The sequence below is a fragment of the Rhodoferax sp. GW821-FHT02C08 genome (assembly GCF_059421805.1).
Genome location: NZ_JBWKVR010000001.1, coordinates 75,389 through 89,188 on the forward strand (window position 1 = coordinate 75,389; position 13,800 = coordinate 89,188).

Consider the following 13,800-nt stretch of genomic DNA (forward strand, 5'->3'; position numbering starts at 1 on the left):
CGTTCTAAGCGTCCTGCAGGCGGGTGAAACGCGGCTGGCGCACGCCGTCTATCACCACCTCTTCGGCGAACATGGCCGCCGGACGTACCCATAGTCCGTGTTCGCCGTAGAGCGCGCGGTACAGCGTCATGGGTTCCAGGGTTTCACTGTGGCGCACGGTGTCGATGACTTCGTACAGCATGCCTTTGTAATGGCGGTAGCGGCCTGGCGGGGTGGGGTGCAGCGGAGGTAAAACGGCGTCAGACATGGTGCAGGTTCGTGAAAAAGGGGGACGTGGGACAATCGGGCTTATGCATCCTAAAGACTTTCTTGACGAGTGTTCTGAACTCGTCCGCCTCGTGCTCCAATTTGAACATCCCGCCGATTCGGTGGTTTCGCGTTTCTTCCGCGACAACCGCTCGCTGGGCCCGCGTGAGCGCGCCACGCTGGCGGAAACCGTGTACACGGTTCTGCGCAAAAAACTACTGTTCGACCATTTGGCCCCTTCGGGCAGCGGCTCCAAGCAGCGTCGTATGGCGATTTTGGGCTTCCATGGCCCACGCGACTTCCTGTACGCCGCCCTGAACGATCAAGAGAAAACCTGGCTGGAAAACTGCGACAAGGTCAAGCAGGAAGACCTGCTGGACCGTCACCGCCACAACCTGCCCGAATGGCTGGTACAGCCGTTGAAAGAGCAGCTCAAGGACGAGTTCTGGCCGCTGGTGGAAAGCCTGGTCCACGGCGCCGGCCTGGATTTGCGCGTCAACGCCTTGAACTCCAAACGTGATGATGTGCAAAAAGAACTGGCCAAGGCTGGGATCCAGTCGGTTGCCACCCCGTATTCGCCCTGGGGCTTGCGCTTGACGGACAAGCCTGCATTGACCAAGGTGGATGCCTTTGTGCGCGGTGCGATCGAAGTGCAGGACGAAGGTTCGCAGCTGCTGGCCTTGCTGCTGGATGCCAAGCGCGGCGAAATGGTGGTGGACTTCTGTGCTGGCGCCGGTGGCAAGACCTTGGCGATTGGCGCCAGCATGCGCAACACTGGACGCCTGTATGCGTTTGACACCTCGGGCCACCGCCTGGATGCGCTCAAGCCACGTCTGGCGCGCAGTGGTTTGTCGAATGTGCATCCCGCCGCTATCGCCCATGAGCGCGACGACCGCATCAAGCGCCTGACCGGCAAGATCGACCGCGTGTTGGTCGATGCACCGTGCTCCGGCTTGGGCACGCTGCGCCGCAATCCTGATATGAAATGGCGTCAATCGCCCAAGGCGGTCGAAGAGCTGGTGGTCAAGCAAACCGCGATTTTGCAAAGCGCGGCCCGTTTGCTGAAGCCGGGCGGTCGCCTGGTGTATGCGACCTGCAGTATCCTGCCCCAGGAAAACGAGGCCATTGCGCAAGCCTTCTCGGCGGCGAATCCCGAATTCACCCCCCTTGAAACAGTCGACTTGCTGACCCATTTAAAGGTGGAGAACGCAGCCAGCTTGTGCAGCGGCCCGGTAACGGGCGGCGAGTACCTGCGTTTGTGGCCGCATCGCCATGGCACGGATGGCTTTTTTGCTGCAGTTTGGCAGAAAAAATAAGGCAATGCGTGTGTTGCTTGGGGTTGCTCTCTAGGTAAATTGAGTGCTCCAACCTAGAATAGAGGGTTGGCGCGCCCGGGATACGCGGCGAGCCCACTCTAAAAACGAGGCTATTTACCTATGTTGTTACCCGATTGGGCTGTGTTGAACGCAGCCGTTGACTGGCTTGCAAACGGCTTGTGGAACCTGTCTTGGTGGGAGATCGTGTTGTACACGCTGGTCACCACCCACATCACCATCGCCAGCGTGACCATCTACCTGCACCGCCACCAGGCGCATCGGGCGATGGATCTGCACGCGATTCCGTCGCATTTTTTCCGCTTCTGGCTTTGGCTGGGCACTGGCCAAGTCACCAAGGAATGGGTGGCCGTGCACCGCAAGCACCACGCCAAGTGCGAAACCAAGGATGATCCGCACAGCCCGCACGCCCACGGTATTGAAACCGTGTTCTGGACCGGTGCCGAGCTGTACCGCAAGGAAGCCAAGAACCTGGAAACCGTTGCCAAGTTCAGCCATGGTTGCCCGAACGACTGGATCGAGCGCAATCTGTACACCCGTTTCAGCTGGCAAGGCGTGGGCCTGATGCTGATCCTGAACTTGGCCATGTTCGGTATTGCCGGGCTGTCGGTCTGGGCCGTGCAGATGATCTGGATTCCGGTGACGGCTGCCGGCATCATCAACGGCATTGGCCACTACTGGGGCTACCGCAACTTTGAAGCACCGGACGCGAGCACCAATATCTCGCCCTGGGGCATCATCATTGGCGGTGAAGAGTTGCACAACAACCACCATACTTACCCCACCTCGGCCAAGTTCTCTGTCAAGCCTTACGAATTCGATATGGGCTGGGTCTACATCAGCATGATGGAGAAGATCGGCTGGGCCAAGGTCAAGAAGACGCCGCCTAAGCTGCAACTCGGCGCCATCAAGCCGGTGGCCGACGAAAAGACTTTGGAAGCGCTGATTGCCAACCGTTACGAAGTCATGGCCGGTTATGCCCGTGAACTTCGCCAAGCCTGCAAGGCCGAGCTGGAAACGCTGAAAGCCCGCAAGGGTGATCTGTCTGCATTGCAAGCTGCCAAGCGCTGGATGCACCGCGACGCTGAAAAAGTGCCTGCGGCTGCCCAGCCCCAGTTGGCCCAGGCCCGTGCCGCCCATCCGGTACTGGACAAGATGGTGGTGATGCGCGAAGAACTTCGCCAGATGTGGCTGAACACCTCGCAGTCGCGCGAACAGCTGACAGCTGATCTGCAAGCCTGGTGTCACCGCGCCGAAAGCAGCGGTATCGCTGCTCTGCAAGAGTTCTCGCAAAAGCTGCGCGCTGCGCACGCCTGATAGTGGTTCCCGGCGTGCCGGGGACGTAAAAAAACCCGCTGCGGCGGGTTTTTTTACGTCTGGGCTAGCCACGGACTATGTTCTAACCCCAGACGTCGAGCGGCGGGTCCATGGCCACGGCGCGCAAGATGTCGGAGCGTGACACAAAGCCCATGACCTTGCCGACGTCATCCACCACCGGCAGGCCAGGCAGTTCGGTATCCAGCAGCACCCGGGCCACCCGGCGGATGTCGGTGTCTGCCGAGACGCTGGCTATTGGCGTCCACATGACGGTGGAGACCGGCTGCGCCATGCGGGTGGCCCAGTAGTCGGGTGCACTGGGCCGGCCGGACGTGTTGGGCGCTAGATCAGTGCGATACAGGTCGGCACGCAGCAACATACCTACCAACTGGCCATTCGTGTCCAGTACCGGCACTTGGCCAATTCTTTTTCGGGCCAACAGGTCGGCGGCATCGAATAGCAGGGTATCGGCCTGGATGGTGGTGGCTGGCTGGGTCATCAGCTGGGCCACATGGGTCAGCGGCTGGCGGGGCGTGTCTGGTTGGGCGGCTTGCGCGTAGGCGGCCAGCGCCGGGTTGGGCAGCGGTTTGTGAGTTTGCTCTTGCGCCGTAGGAGCTTCCACTTCCTGGGGGAACTCGGGCAGGATCTCCAGCTCATTGTTTTCGATGCGGTGCATGCGCGCCACGGCATGCACCTGGTCGATATGGCGCAACTGCTCTACGGTGCCAGTGAACACCCTGCCCGAAACCCCGTAGACCGAAAACATGTGCAAAACCCTCCTGCGCAGGCGCAAAGTACCATATTGCGCCGGCGGGCGGAAGGCTTATTCCACTTCTGCCTCGCAGTGGGACTGCACTGCCGCCAGGGGGTGCCCGCCCGCATCCTCTACCCAGCCTATGACCTGTAGCCGCTCGGGTTTGGCACCTTCCGGTACGGACATGGCGCGCAGCTCCTGCCAGCCATTGGCCGTGGGGGCCCAATCCAGCACCAGTGCGTTGCGTACCAGGTTGCGTGTGATCGGCGTGCCGTCTTCTCCGGCTGGGATGCTTTCTACCAACACCAGCCAGGCCTTCAGCGGCCCGGTTGGAGTGTCTGCCGGCAGTAGTGCGATGGAGGTGCCTACATAGCCGCTCAGCAGCGGCCCACGTGCGACGCGCAGTTGCGGGGGTGTTTGCAGCGACGGCGGGGGGGCTGCGTGGATGGCTGCCTGCTGCCTCGCTCGCATGCGCTCCAGGCCTTCTGGGCGGGCTGCGGCCGACAAGGGCGCATCTTCGCCCAGCGCGCCGGGTAGTATCCAGTCGAGCGCGATGGCTTGCGGGCTGGGGAGGGCGGTTTGGGGATTGCTCCAGCAGGCTTCGCAGTCGGCGCTGATGAAGCGGTCGCGTATGGCCTGGAAGGCCGGCTGGCCATCGCTGGAGCAGCTGGACTGGGCGATGGCAGGCTGACCCAGGATCAGGGCAGCGAACAGGGCGGCGGGACCGACGGCAAGTCTGGGTTTCATGGGGGTTCCTACAATCGACATATGTTCTCAGCAAATACACCCTTGGTCGCAGAAAATTCGCCGCTCTTACACAACCTGAACCCGGAGCAGCTGGCCGCAGTGACCTTGCCGACCGGGCATGCGCTGATTCTGGCCGGGGCCGGCTCGGGCAAGACCCGGGTGCTGACCACCCGCATCGCCTGGCTTCTGCAAACCGGGCGCGTCACGCCCGGCGGCATCATGGCCGTGACCTTCACCAACAAGGCCGCCAAGGAGATGGTGGTCCGCCTGGGCACCATGCTGCCTATCAATGTGCGTGGCATGTGGATTGGCACTTTCCACGGCCTGTGCAACCGCCTGCTGCGCGCCCATTACAAGCTGGCCGATCTGCCGCAATCCTTCCAGATCTTGGACACCCAGGACCAGCTGAGCGCTATCAAGCGCCTGATGAAGCAGTTCAACATCGACGACCAGCAATACCCCGCCAAGCAGACCCAGTGGTTCATCGGCAACTGCAAGGAAGAGGGCTTGCGCCCCGCCATGGTCGAGGCGCGCGACCCGCAAACCCGCAAGAAGGTAGAAATCTATGCGCTGTATGAAGAGCAGTGCCAGCGCGAAGGCGTGGTCGACTTTGGCGAGCTGATGTTGCGCAGCTACGAGCTGCTGCGTGACAACGATGCCGTGCGCGAGCACTACCAGCGGCGCTTTCGCCACATCCTTATCGACGAGTTCCAGGACACCAACAAGCTGCAGTACGCCTGGATCAAGATGCTCAGCGGCTATGGCGAGAAAGATTTGGCTGCTGGTAGTTCCATCCCCGGTGGCAGCGTGCTGGCCGTCGGCGATGACGACCAGAGCATTTATGCCTTTCGCGGCGCGCGGGTGGGCAATATGGCCGACTTCGTGCGTGAATTTGGCGTTACCCAGCAGATCAAGCTGGAGCAAAACTACCGCAGCTTCAGCAACATCCTGGATTCGGCCAACCACCTCATCAGCCACAACAGCAACCGCCTGGGCAAGGACCTGCGCACAGACCAAGGCCCCGGCGAGCCCGTGCGCGTGGTGGAAAGCCCGCGTGACCTGGACGAGGCCCAGTGGATCGTCGATGAAATCAAGCAGCTGGTACGCGAGGGCATGGAGCGCAAGGAGATCGCCGTACTCTACCGCAGCAATGCGCAAAGCCGGGTGATCGAAACCACGCTGTTCAACTCCGGCATTCCCTACCGCGTGTACGGCGGCCTGCGCTTTTTCGAGCGGGCTGAAATCAAGCACGCGCTGGCCTATCTGCGCCTGCTGGAGAACCCCAACGACGACACCAGCTTTCTGCGCGTGGTTAACTTCCCGCCGCGCGGCATTGGAGCCCGCAGCCTGGAGATACTGCAGGACGCGGCCCGCGCTAGCGGCTGTTCGCTGCACGATGCGGTCAGCGCCATCCCCGGTAAGGCGGGGGCCAATTTCGGCGCCTTTGTCGCCAAGCTGGACGTGCTGCGCGAGCAGACGCAGGGCAGCAGCCTGGCCCACATCATCAAGCTGGTGCTGGAGCACAGCGGCCTGATGGCCCACTTCAAGGCCGACCGTGAGGGTGAAGACCGGGTGGAGAACTTGGAAGAACTGGTCAATGCCGCTGAGAGCTTTGTGTCCCAGCAAGGCTTTGGCCGCGATGCCGTGGCCCTGCCGGTGGACGAGCTCAGCCAGTCACCTGTCAGCCAGGGCCTGGACCCGAACGCGCCGTCTGCCGACGGCTTCCTGGACCAGGACAGTGGTGAAACCCTGTCGCCGCTGGCCGCCTTCCTGACCCACGCTGCCCTGGAGGCTGGCGACAACCAGGCCCAGGCCGGCCAGGACGCGGTGCAACTGATGACCGTGCATTCGGCCAAGGGCCTGGAGTTCGACGCGGTGTTCGTCGGTGGCATGGAAGAGGGCCTGTTCCCGCATGAGAACTCGCTCAGTGACCGCCAGGGCCTGGAGGAAGAACGCCGCCTGATGTATGTGGCCATCACCCGCGCGCGCCAGCGCCTGTACCTGAGCTTCTCGCAAAGCCGGCTGCTGCATGGCCAGACGCGCTACAACCCGCGCAGCCGCTTCTTTGAAGAGCTGCCGGAGTCCGCGTTGAAGTGGATCACCTCCAAAAGCGCGGGCTACGGCACCTCCAGCTTTGCTCCTAAATTCGGAGCTGCTAGCGCAGGCGGATACAGCGCTGGAGGCCGATTCAATAAAGAAGATGCGCCCTTTGCCAGCCCACCTGTGCCACCGCAGAAAGAGGCACCCAGCCACGGCCTGCGCGTGGGCATGAAGGTGTTCCACACCAAGTTCGGTGAAGGCAAGGTCAATTTGTTGGAGGGTAAGGGCGATGACGCGCGCGCGCAGATCAACTTTCCACGCCACGGCGTGAAGTGGCTGGCGTTAAGTGTTGCGAAATTGACACCCGTGCCCTGATACACAAGGTATCTGCGATGTATCCGGTTTGTGTCTTCTGGCTGTCATACAGCGGGCGCAGCATGCTTGTGTTGAGGCCCAAGAACAATCCAGGAGCGCACCATGACCGACCTGACCGAATTCCACGTAGGCGACTGCGTCGTCTCGTTGTATGCCAAACCCATGATCGACGGCACCTGGTTGGCCCGTGTCGGCATCGCCCAGCACTACGGCATGCCCATCCCCAGCCAGCGTACCCTGAGCTTTGACAACCCCTTCATGTCCGAAGACTCTGCCCTGGCCCACGCCCGCGAGCAAGGCCTGCGCATCGCACGCGACCCGGTGGCATTTTTGCAGATGGGTGCTTGACGGTTTGTTTTCCGATAGTTGGGCGGCGGCCTTAGTCTTCAAGGCACAGACCGCTTGGGTTTAGGATGGCAAGCTATGGATTGCTTAAGCCTGCTTGCCTCATGAACGAATGGAAAGACCTGGTTGGCCATTGGCGACCTGTATTGGTTCGACTGGCCACCCAAGCTGGAGCGACTGATCGTGCGCATGATCTCAACCACTTGGATCGGGTATGGGCCACGGCCAGGCAACTTCTTTCATCGCATCCGCAGACTGATCCGTTGGTGGTGATGGCGGCGTGCTATCTGCATGACCTCGTCAATCTGCCCAAGGACCATCCTGAGCGAGCACAGGCATCGCGGCTTTCTGCACAACAGGCCGAGACAGCGTTGTCGAAGTTGGGATTTCCGCAGGACAAGCTGAGGGGCGTAGTGCATGCCATTGAAGCGCACAGCTTTTCCGCTGCCATAAGCCCTGAAACGATTGAAGCGAAGATCGTCCAAGATGCGGACCGTCTGGACGCTTTGGGGGCTGTGGGGCTGGCACGCATGTTCCACATTGGAGGGCAGCTGGGGCGGGCACTTGCGCACGCCACCGACCCGCTTGCGCAGGATCGCCCGTTAGACGATGTGCATTACACCCTTGACCATATTGAGAACAAGCTGCTGCAGCTTCCTGCCAGCATGCAGACGGCTGAGGGACGGGCGTTGGCGCAATCGCGTGTGCAATTGCTCATTCGCTTTCGGGACCAATTTGCCCAGGAGTGGCTGGGAACGAACATAGAGCATGTCGATGGTCTGTTGCGACGCGGTGGCGAATAGCTGTCGTCTTTTCGTATTGAAGGGGATTTTTTACGTGGAGTATTTCATAATTCAATTATTATTGAATTATGGAAATATTAAACATCTCCGAAACCAGCGCAGTGCAGTCGCTGGCCGCGCTGGCCCAGGTGCAACGCTTGCGTGCCTTCCGGGCGCTGGTGGTTGCGGGCGCTGAGGGGCTCACGCCTGGCACCATGGCCGAGCAATTGGGTGTGGCGCCCAGCGCGCTGTCGTTCCACCTCAAAGAGCTGACCCATGCCGGTTTGATCGCCAGTGAGCCGCGCGGCCGCAACCTGATCTACCGCGCCAACTTCGACCAGATGAATGCCTTGCTCGGCTACCTGACCGAGCATTGCTGCCAGGGCGCAGCCTGCGGAGCCCCTAATGTCTGCTGCTGAGCCCGGCACGCCACCGAGCCTGCCGCAACAGTTGCTGGCCGAATGCCTGGGCACGGCTGGGCTGCTGTGCGCAGTGATCGGCTCCGGGGTGATGGCCGAACGCCTGTGTGGCGGCAACGTCGGCCTGGCCTTGCTGGCCAATACCCTGGCCACGGTGTTTGCGCTGTACGTGCTGATCGAGATATTCGGGCCGGTGAGCGGCGCGCACTTCAACCCGCTGGTGACTTTGCTCATGTGGTCAAAAGGCCGGTTGGCGCAGATAAAACCTGCGCGGGTAGCTCTTTTATTCATAGCATTTCAGCTGCTGGGTGCGGTGTTGGGGGCTTGGTTGGCACATGCCATGTTCGCGCTGCCCCTGCTGCAAACCAGCCAGCATGTGCGCAGCGGCGCGGGCCAGTGGATTGCCGAGGCCGTGGCCACCGCCGGGCTGGTGCTGGTCATACTGCGCGCGCCCAGCGGCAAGGCCAGCGCGTTGGTGGCCAGCTATATCGGCGCGGCCTACTGGTTTACCGCCAGCACCAGCTTTGCCAACCCGGCCGCCGTGTTGGGGCGCATGCTGAGCGACAGCTTTTCCGGTATCGCGCCTGCCAGCGCGCCTGGTTTTGTATGGGCCCAGTGCCTGGGCGCCCTGGCGGGTGCAGGCCTGGGCAGACTTTTAGAAACATCTTCTGCAGGAGCACACCATGTCTGACACCACCATCTTCCACAACCCGGCCTGCGGCACCTCGCGCAATGTGCTGGCTTTGATCCGCAATTCGGGCGTCGAGCCCACCGTGGTCGAGTATCTGAAAACGCCGCCGGACCGTGAAAAGCTGCTGGCCTTACTCGTCCAACTGGGCCTGCCGGTGCGCGCCGTGCTGCGCAAAAAGGGTACGCCGTATGAAGAACTGGAACTGGGCAATGCCGCGCTGAGCGACGACGCCTTGATCGACGCCATCGTCGCCCACCCCATCCTGCTGGAGCGGCCCATCGTCATCACGCCGCTGGGCACCAAGCTGTGCCGCCCGTCCGAGGCGGTGCTGGACATCCTGCCCCACCCGCAGCAAGGCGCTTTTGCCAAGGAAGACGGCGAAAAGGTCGTCAACGCCCAGGGGCAGCGCCTTGCTCCCTGATGCACTACCTCACATCGACCCGGCACTTTTCATGGCGTCCACGCAGGCCGCGCTGCAGCCTGCCACGCCCAGCCGCCACCCGCCGCGCATCCTGCTGCTGTATGGCTCGCTGCGCGAGCGCTCGTTCAGCCGTTTGCTGACCGAGGAAGCCGCCCGATTGCTGAGCGCCATGGGCGCCGAGCCGCGCACCTTCGACCCGCACGGCCTGCCGCTGGCCGACGATGCGCCGGAGTCGCACCCCAAGGTGCAGGAGCTGCGCGAACTGACGCTGTGGAGCGAGGGCATGGTCTGGTGTTCGCCTGAAAGGCACGGCGCCATGACCGGCATCATGAAGACCCAGATCGACTGGATTCCTCTCAGCCAGGGCGCAGTGCGGCCCACCCAGGGCAAGACGTTGGCGGTGATGCAGGTCAGCGGAGGTTCGCAGTCGTTTAACGCGGTGAACCAGCTGCGCGTGCTGGGCCGCTGGATGCGCATGCTGACCATCCCCAACCAGTCGTCGGTGGCCAAGGCCTTTTTGGAGTTCGACGAGGCCGGGCGCATGAAGCCCTCGGCCTACTACGACCGGGTGGTGGATGTGATGGAGGAACTGGTCAAGTTCACCCTGCTGACCCGCGACGCCACGCCGTACTTGGTGGACCGTTACAGCGAGCGCAAGGAAAGTGCCGAGGCCTTGTCCCGGCGGGTGAATCAGCGGGAGATTTAAGGATGAAATGGGTCGTCAGCGCAGATAAAACCTGCGCTGGCAGCTTCCAATTTCATAGCAAGCAGCTCAGACCTTGCCGCTGACCTCGTGGCCCGCATTCGGCGCCAGCCGCAGGGACCATGCAGCGGCGACTGCCATCAGCGCCGCACCGGCCAGCTGGGCGTGCTGGAAGTCGGCCAAGCCCAGGGCCGCCGCGCCGCGCAGCTGCTGGAACAGCGCCAGGGCCAGCGCGGCAAAAGCCACGCCCAGCGTGGCAGCCACCTGCGCCGACATGGCCGACAAGGTGCTGGCACCGGCGCGCTGTTCGGCGTGGATGTCGGCAAAGGCCAGCGTGGACACCGTGGTGAAGTGCATGGAGCGGGTCATGCCGGCGATGAACAGCACCGGGTAGACCAGGGCCATGGGCTGGCCTGGCGCCAACAGGCCGCAGGCCGCCATGGCCGCTGCGCACATGGCGCCATTCACCGTCAAAACCCGGCGAAAGCCGAAGCGGCGCAGCACCGGCGTGGTGGCGCTTTTCATCACCAGGTTGCCGCCCATGTAGACCAGGATCATCAGCCCGGCCTGGAAGGCGTTCAATCCAAAACCGATCTGGAACATCAGCGGCAGCAGAAAGGGCGTGGCGTTGATGGCGATGCGCGCCAGCATGCCGGCGGTGAGTATGCTGATGGCAAAGCTGGGTACGCCCACGGCGCGCAGGTCCAGCATGGGCGTGGGGTGGTGCAACGCGTGGCGTATGGCCAGCACCCCGGCAACGCCAGCGCCGCCCAGCCACAGCAGGGCGACCTGGGCCGAGCCCTGCACCTCGCCCAGCAGCGCCAGGCCATGCACCAGCCCGGCCAGCGCTACGGCGGTACATACAAAGCCGTACAGGTCGAAAGGTGTTCGTTGGGCGGTTTCATTCGGCACATAGCGCAGCACCAGCCAGATGCCGATCAGGCCCAGCGGCAGGTTGATCAAGAAGATCCAATGCCAGGACGCATAGGTAGCGATCAGCCCGCCCAGCGGCGGCCCCAGCACCGGGCCTATCAGCCCCGGCCAGGTGATCAGGCCCAGGGCTTCGATCAACCTGGCTTTGGGCGTGCTGCGCAGCACCACCAAGCGGCCCACTGGCGACATAAAGGCGGCGGCCATGCCCTGCAGCGTGCGCGCGGCAATGAAGCTCCACAGATTGGGGCTGAGCGCGCACAGAAGGGACGACAGAGTGAACAGCGCGATCGCCCCGGCAAACAGTTTGCGCGTACCAAAACGGTCGCTGGCCCAGCCTGCGGTGGGCACAAACACGGCCAGCGCCACCAAGTAGGCCGAGATGCTCAGGCTCAGGCTTAGCGTGCTGGTGTGGAAGCTGGTGGCGATGGCCGGCAGCGCGGTGGTGACGATGGTGCTGTCCAGCGTCTCCATGAAGAAGGCCGTCGCCACGATCAGAGGGATGCGGCGGGAAAATGCAGGTGCTGCTGCGCTAGGCATAGATGAAAAGTGCCGCTAGCGCAGGTAGAGTCTGCGCTGGCAGCTATGGTTTTGGTAGCTCTTCCAGGGTTTCGTCGGCTTCGAAGCTGTCGCGAAAGCTGAAGTACACCGAACACATGAACATGCTGGTGGTCAGCAGGCTGACGGCGTAGGTGCCCATGGCCAGCACTTCGGCCGAGTTCAGCAGCAGCGCCAGGATCTGCACCACGATGCCTTCGGCCATGACCACCGCGAACCAGGCCAGGCCGAACACTACATACGCGCCCTTGTTGCGCCAGCAGCCCACCAGGCTGAAGAACAGGCTTTTCACCGGCGTGATGCCATGCCAGTGCGTCAGCGCCGGCGCGTGCCAGAAGGCCAGCGACAAAGGCAGATGCAAGAGCATGAACAGGAAGATGCCGCGCGGCAGCTCCATGCCCGATGCGCTGCCGGCCGCCTCGTCCTGCGGGCCGTGCAGAAAGAACATGCGGGCGAATTCGCCGCCGTCTGCCAACGCGGTCAGGGCCACGATTACGCAGAACCAGAAGGTGTAGATCAGGCCCAGCACCAGCAGGGGCTTGGTGCTGGCCTGCGGGCCGCGCAGGCCGGTGAGCAGCACCGTGGGCATAGGGAAGCTGCCCTGGCTGGCACGCTGGGCGGCCGCCATCAGGCCCAGGCCCAGCGTGGGCAGCAGCATTAGCGACACCACGCTGCCCAATAGAGGCACCAGGTTCAGCACCGACAGCGTGGCCATGAACAGGAAGAACAGGCCGGTCAGCGCCAGCGGCTGTTTGAAGAACACCTGTATGCCCAGCCGCACCCACACAATGCCAGTGCGTGCCGAGACAATTTTGAGTTTCATGGAGAGCTTCGCGGGGGTCAGAGCGTGATGGGATGGGCCACGCGTTCGCGCAGAACACGTTCGAAATGGCCGGGGTCGTGAGGCTTCAGGATGTCGGCTTCGCGCGGCAGATGCCAGTCCCACAGGCGCGAGATCCAGAAGCGCAGTGCGCCGGCGCGCAGCATGGCGGGCAGCAGCTGGCGCTCGGCGGCGGCCAGCGGGCGCACGGCACAGTAGGCGTCCAGAAAGGCCTGGCAACGCGCCGCGTCATTGGCGCCTGTGGACAGGTCTATGCACCAGTCGTTCAGGCACACGGCCAGGTCGAACAGCCAGGTGTCGGTGCCGGCGAAATAAAAGTCGAAGAAGCCGCTGAGCTGGGGCGCACCGTCCACCGTATCGAACATCACGTTGTCGCGGAACAGGTCGGCGTGGATGGGGCCGCGCGGCAGGGCCGCATAGGCGCTGGATTCGGCAATGTGGTTCTGGTAGGCCAGCTCGCTTTGCAGCAACTGGGCCTGGGTTGGTTCCAGGTGCGGCATGACCACTGGCGCGGTCTCGTTCCACCAGGGTAGGCCGCGCAGATTGGGTTGCTCCATGTCGAAGTCGCGGCCAGCCAGGTGCATGCGCGCCAGCATGTCGCCCACGGCGGTGCAGTGCAGCACGCCCGGCGCCAGTTCGCTCTTGCCGCGCAGCTTGCTCACGACCGAGGCGGGTTTTTTCTTGACGGTGTGGAGGATGCTGCCGGCCTTCGTGGCCACCGGGTCGGGCACCGGGATGCCGCGCTGGGCCAGGTGCTTCATCAGGTGCAGGTAGAACGGCAGTTGTTCGAAGCTCAGGCGTTCGAACAGAGTGAGCACGAATTCGCCGCTCTCGGTGGTGACGAAGTAGTTGGTGTTCTCGATGCCGCCTTCGATGCCGCGCAGTGCGCTTACATCACCCAGATCCAGTTGGCGCGCCAGGGCCTGTGCCTCTTTCAGCGAGACTTTCGTGTACACCGCCATGGCTTAGAAGCTGATCAGTTTCCAGACACGCTGACCCACGCTGCCAGAGCCGCCATCGCGCTCGTCCAGCCGGCGGTTGCGTGCACCGTTGGCCGGCACCACTTCATAGGCGGGCATGCCGTTGCTGGGCTGGACACTGATGTTTTGCGTTTCACCGCCTACGCGCAGTTCGTTGACGCGGGCGCCGGAGTCAATGACTTCGATGTGCTCGATGCGCTGATCGATAGGAGGGGCGGGGGCAGCAGGTACTGCAGCCCAGGCGGAAGACAGGCTCAGCAACAGGCTAAGCAAGGCAAGGGGGAGGGATAGAAGGGCGCGCATGCACACGATTGTAG

Annotated in this window: 16 protein-coding genes; 9 read left to right on the forward strand and 7 right to left on the reverse strand. The window is 62.8% G+C overall.

The genetic code is table 11. The annotated features are described in order from the left end of the window. Positions 1-4 precede the first annotated feature (4 nt). Positions 5-247 carry a DUF1653 domain-containing protein gene (locus AC07VY_RS00390; protein WP_495096028.1) on the reverse strand — a complete coding sequence of 81 codons (243 nt, stop codon included), beginning with the start codon at positions 245-247 and terminating at the stop codon, positions 5-7. A 43-nt stretch (positions 248-290) separates the two neighbouring features. On the opposite strand from AC07VY_RS00390, the gene AC07VY_RS00395 reads away from it, so the two are divergent. Both AC07VY_RS00395 and AC07VY_RS00400 read left to right on the forward strand, forming a co-directional pair. Then, positions 291-1,562, forward strand: a complete 1,272-nt coding sequence (locus AC07VY_RS00395) for an RsmB/NOP family class I SAM-dependent RNA methyltransferase (protein WP_495096027.1) — start codon at positions 291-293, stop codon at positions 1,560-1,562. Between the two features lie 120 nt (positions 1,563-1,682). Further along, the gene (locus AC07VY_RS00400) at positions 1,683-2,897 is read left to right on the forward strand and encodes a DesA family fatty acid desaturase (RefSeq protein WP_495096026.1); all 1,215 of its coding nucleotides are present in this window, start codon (positions 1,683-1,685) and stop codon (positions 2,895-2,897) included. An 82-nt stretch (positions 2,898-2,979) separates the two neighbouring features. Here AC07VY_RS00400 and AC07VY_RS00405 read toward each other — a convergent pair whose 3' ends face one another. Then, on the reverse strand, positions 2,980-3,663 hold the full coding sequence (locus AC07VY_RS00405; RefSeq protein WP_495096025.1) for a CBS domain-containing protein: 684 nt from the start codon (positions 3,661-3,663) through the stop codon (positions 2,980-2,982). Positions 3,664-3,720: 57 nt separating this feature from the next. Continuing rightward, positions 3,721-4,398 (reverse strand): hypothetical protein, encoded by a 678-nt coding sequence (locus AC07VY_RS00410; RefSeq protein WP_495096024.1) that lies wholly within the window; start codon positions 4,396-4,398, stop codon positions 3,721-3,723. Between the two features lie 21 nt (positions 4,399-4,419). Here AC07VY_RS00410 and AC07VY_RS00415 point away from each other — a divergent pair, with 21 nt between their 5' ends. The 7 genes from AC07VY_RS00415 (at position 4,420) to arsH (ending at position 10,177) form a co-directional block, all read left to right on the forward strand. After that, positions 4,420-6,813, forward strand: coding sequence for a UvrD-helicase domain-containing protein (locus tag AC07VY_RS00415; protein ID WP_495096023.1), 2,394 nt, complete (start codon positions 4,420-4,422; stop codon positions 6,811-6,813). Positions 6,814-6,915: 102 nt separating this feature from the next. Further along, positions 6,916-7,161: a hypothetical protein gene (locus AC07VY_RS00420; RefSeq protein ID WP_495096022.1), complete on the forward strand. Its 246-nt coding sequence runs from the start codon at positions 6,916-6,918 to the stop codon at positions 7,159-7,161. Positions 7,162-7,262: 101 nt separating this feature from the next. Then, positions 7,263-7,961 (forward strand): HD domain-containing protein, encoded by a 699-nt coding sequence (locus AC07VY_RS00425; RefSeq protein WP_495096021.1) that lies wholly within the window; start codon positions 7,263-7,265, stop codon positions 7,959-7,961. 68 nt (positions 7,962-8,029) lie between these two features. Then, a complete protein-coding gene (locus AC07VY_RS00430) occupies positions 8,030-8,359 on the forward strand; it encodes an ArsR/SmtB family transcription factor (RefSeq protein ID WP_495096020.1) in 330 nt (109 codons plus the stop codon). Continuing rightward, on the forward strand, positions 8,346-9,050 hold the full coding sequence (locus AC07VY_RS00435) for an aquaporin (RefSeq protein WP_495096019.1): 705 nt from the start codon (positions 8,346-8,348) through the stop codon (positions 9,048-9,050). Before AC07VY_RS00430 ends, AC07VY_RS00435 begins: the two co-directional genes overlap by 14 nt. After that, entirely contained in the window at positions 9,043-9,471 is a 429-nt protein-coding gene (arsC, locus tag AC07VY_RS00440) for an arsenate reductase (glutaredoxin) (protein WP_495096018.1), read from the forward strand. The genes AC07VY_RS00435 and arsC overlap by 8 nt, the downstream gene beginning before the upstream one ends. Beyond that, on the forward strand, positions 9,461-10,177 hold the full coding sequence (arsH, locus tag AC07VY_RS00445) for an arsenical resistance protein ArsH (RefSeq protein ID WP_495096017.1): 717 nt from the start codon (positions 9,461-9,463) through the stop codon (positions 10,175-10,177). The genes arsC and arsH overlap by 11 nt, the downstream gene beginning before the upstream one ends. A gap of 66 nt (positions 10,178-10,243) precedes the next feature. Here arsH and AC07VY_RS00450 read toward each other — a convergent pair whose 3' ends face one another. The 4 genes from AC07VY_RS00450 to AC07VY_RS00465 are packed head-to-tail and all read right to left on the reverse strand — an operon-like array spanning position 10,244 to position 13,786. After that, positions 10,244-11,644, reverse strand: coding sequence for an MFS transporter (locus AC07VY_RS00450; protein WP_495096016.1), 1,401 nt, complete (start codon positions 11,642-11,644; stop codon positions 10,244-10,246). Between the two features lie 43 nt (positions 11,645-11,687). Then, positions 11,688-12,485, reverse strand: coding sequence for a BPSS1780 family membrane protein (locus AC07VY_RS00455; protein ID WP_495096015.1), 798 nt, complete (start codon positions 12,483-12,485; stop codon positions 11,688-11,690). A gap of 17 nt (positions 12,486-12,502) precedes the next feature. Continuing rightward, positions 12,503-13,465, reverse strand: coding sequence for a homoserine kinase (locus AC07VY_RS00460; RefSeq protein ID WP_495096014.1), 963 nt, complete (start codon positions 13,463-13,465; stop codon positions 12,503-12,505). A gap of 3 nt (positions 13,466-13,468) precedes the next feature. Continuing rightward, positions 13,469-13,786: a hypothetical protein gene (locus tag AC07VY_RS00465; protein WP_495096013.1), complete on the reverse strand. Its 318-nt coding sequence runs from the start codon at positions 13,784-13,786 to the stop codon at positions 13,469-13,471. Positions 13,787-13,800: the final 14 nt, after the last annotated feature.

What these genes read in the sequence shown, in the direction of transcription:
- AC07VY_RS00390 (WP_495096028.1), bottom strand. Translation starts at nt 247, where the DNA reads ATGTCTGACGCCGTTTTACCTCCGCTGCACCCCACCCCGCCAGGCCGC.
- AC07VY_RS00395 (WP_495096027.1), top strand. Translation starts at nt 291, where the DNA reads ATGCATCCTAAAGACTTTCTTGACGAGTGTTCTGAACTCGTCCGCCTC.
- AC07VY_RS00400 (WP_495096026.1), top strand. Translation starts at nt 1,683, where the DNA reads ATGTTGTTACCCGATTGGGCTGTGTTGAACGCAGCCGTTGACTGGCTT.
- AC07VY_RS00405 (WP_495096025.1), bottom strand. Translation starts at nt 3,663, where the DNA reads ATGTTTTCGGTCTACGGGGTTTCGGGCAGGGTGTTCACTGGCACCGTA.
- AC07VY_RS00410 (WP_495096024.1), bottom strand. Translation starts at nt 4,398, where the DNA reads ATGAAACCCAGACTTGCCGTCGGTCCCGCCGCCCTGTTCGCTGCCCTG.
- AC07VY_RS00415 (WP_495096023.1), top strand. Translation starts at nt 4,420, where the DNA reads ATGTTCTCAGCAAATACACCCTTGGTCGCAGAAAATTCGCCGCTCTTA.
- AC07VY_RS00420 (WP_495096022.1), top strand. Translation starts at nt 6,916, where the DNA reads ATGACCGACCTGACCGAATTCCACGTAGGCGACTGCGTCGTCTCGTTG.
- AC07VY_RS00425 (WP_495096021.1), top strand. Translation starts at nt 7,263, where the DNA reads ATGAACGAATGGAAAGACCTGGTTGGCCATTGGCGACCTGTATTGGTT.
- AC07VY_RS00430 (WP_495096020.1), top strand. Translation starts at nt 8,030, where the DNA reads ATGGAAATATTAAACATCTCCGAAACCAGCGCAGTGCAGTCGCTGGCC.
- AC07VY_RS00435 (WP_495096019.1), top strand. Translation starts at nt 8,346, where the DNA reads ATGTCTGCTGCTGAGCCCGGCACGCCACCGAGCCTGCCGCAACAGTTG.
- arsC (WP_495096018.1), top strand. Translation starts at nt 9,043, where the DNA reads ATGTCTGACACCACCATCTTCCACAACCCGGCCTGCGGCACCTCGCGC.
- AC07VY_RS00450 (WP_495096016.1), bottom strand. Translation starts at nt 11,644, where the DNA reads ATGCCTAGCGCAGCAGCACCTGCATTTTCCCGCCGCATCCCTCTGATC.
- AC07VY_RS00455 (WP_495096015.1), bottom strand. Translation starts at nt 12,485, where the DNA reads ATGAAACTCAAAATTGTCTCGGCACGCACTGGCATTGTGTGGGTGCGG.
- AC07VY_RS00460 (WP_495096014.1), bottom strand. Translation starts at nt 13,465, where the DNA reads ATGGCGGTGTACACGAAAGTCTCGCTGAAAGAGGCACAGGCCCTGGCG.
- AC07VY_RS00465 (WP_495096013.1), bottom strand. Translation starts at nt 13,786, where the DNA reads ATGCGCGCCCTTCTATCCCTCCCCCTTGCCTTGCTTAGCCTGTTGCTG.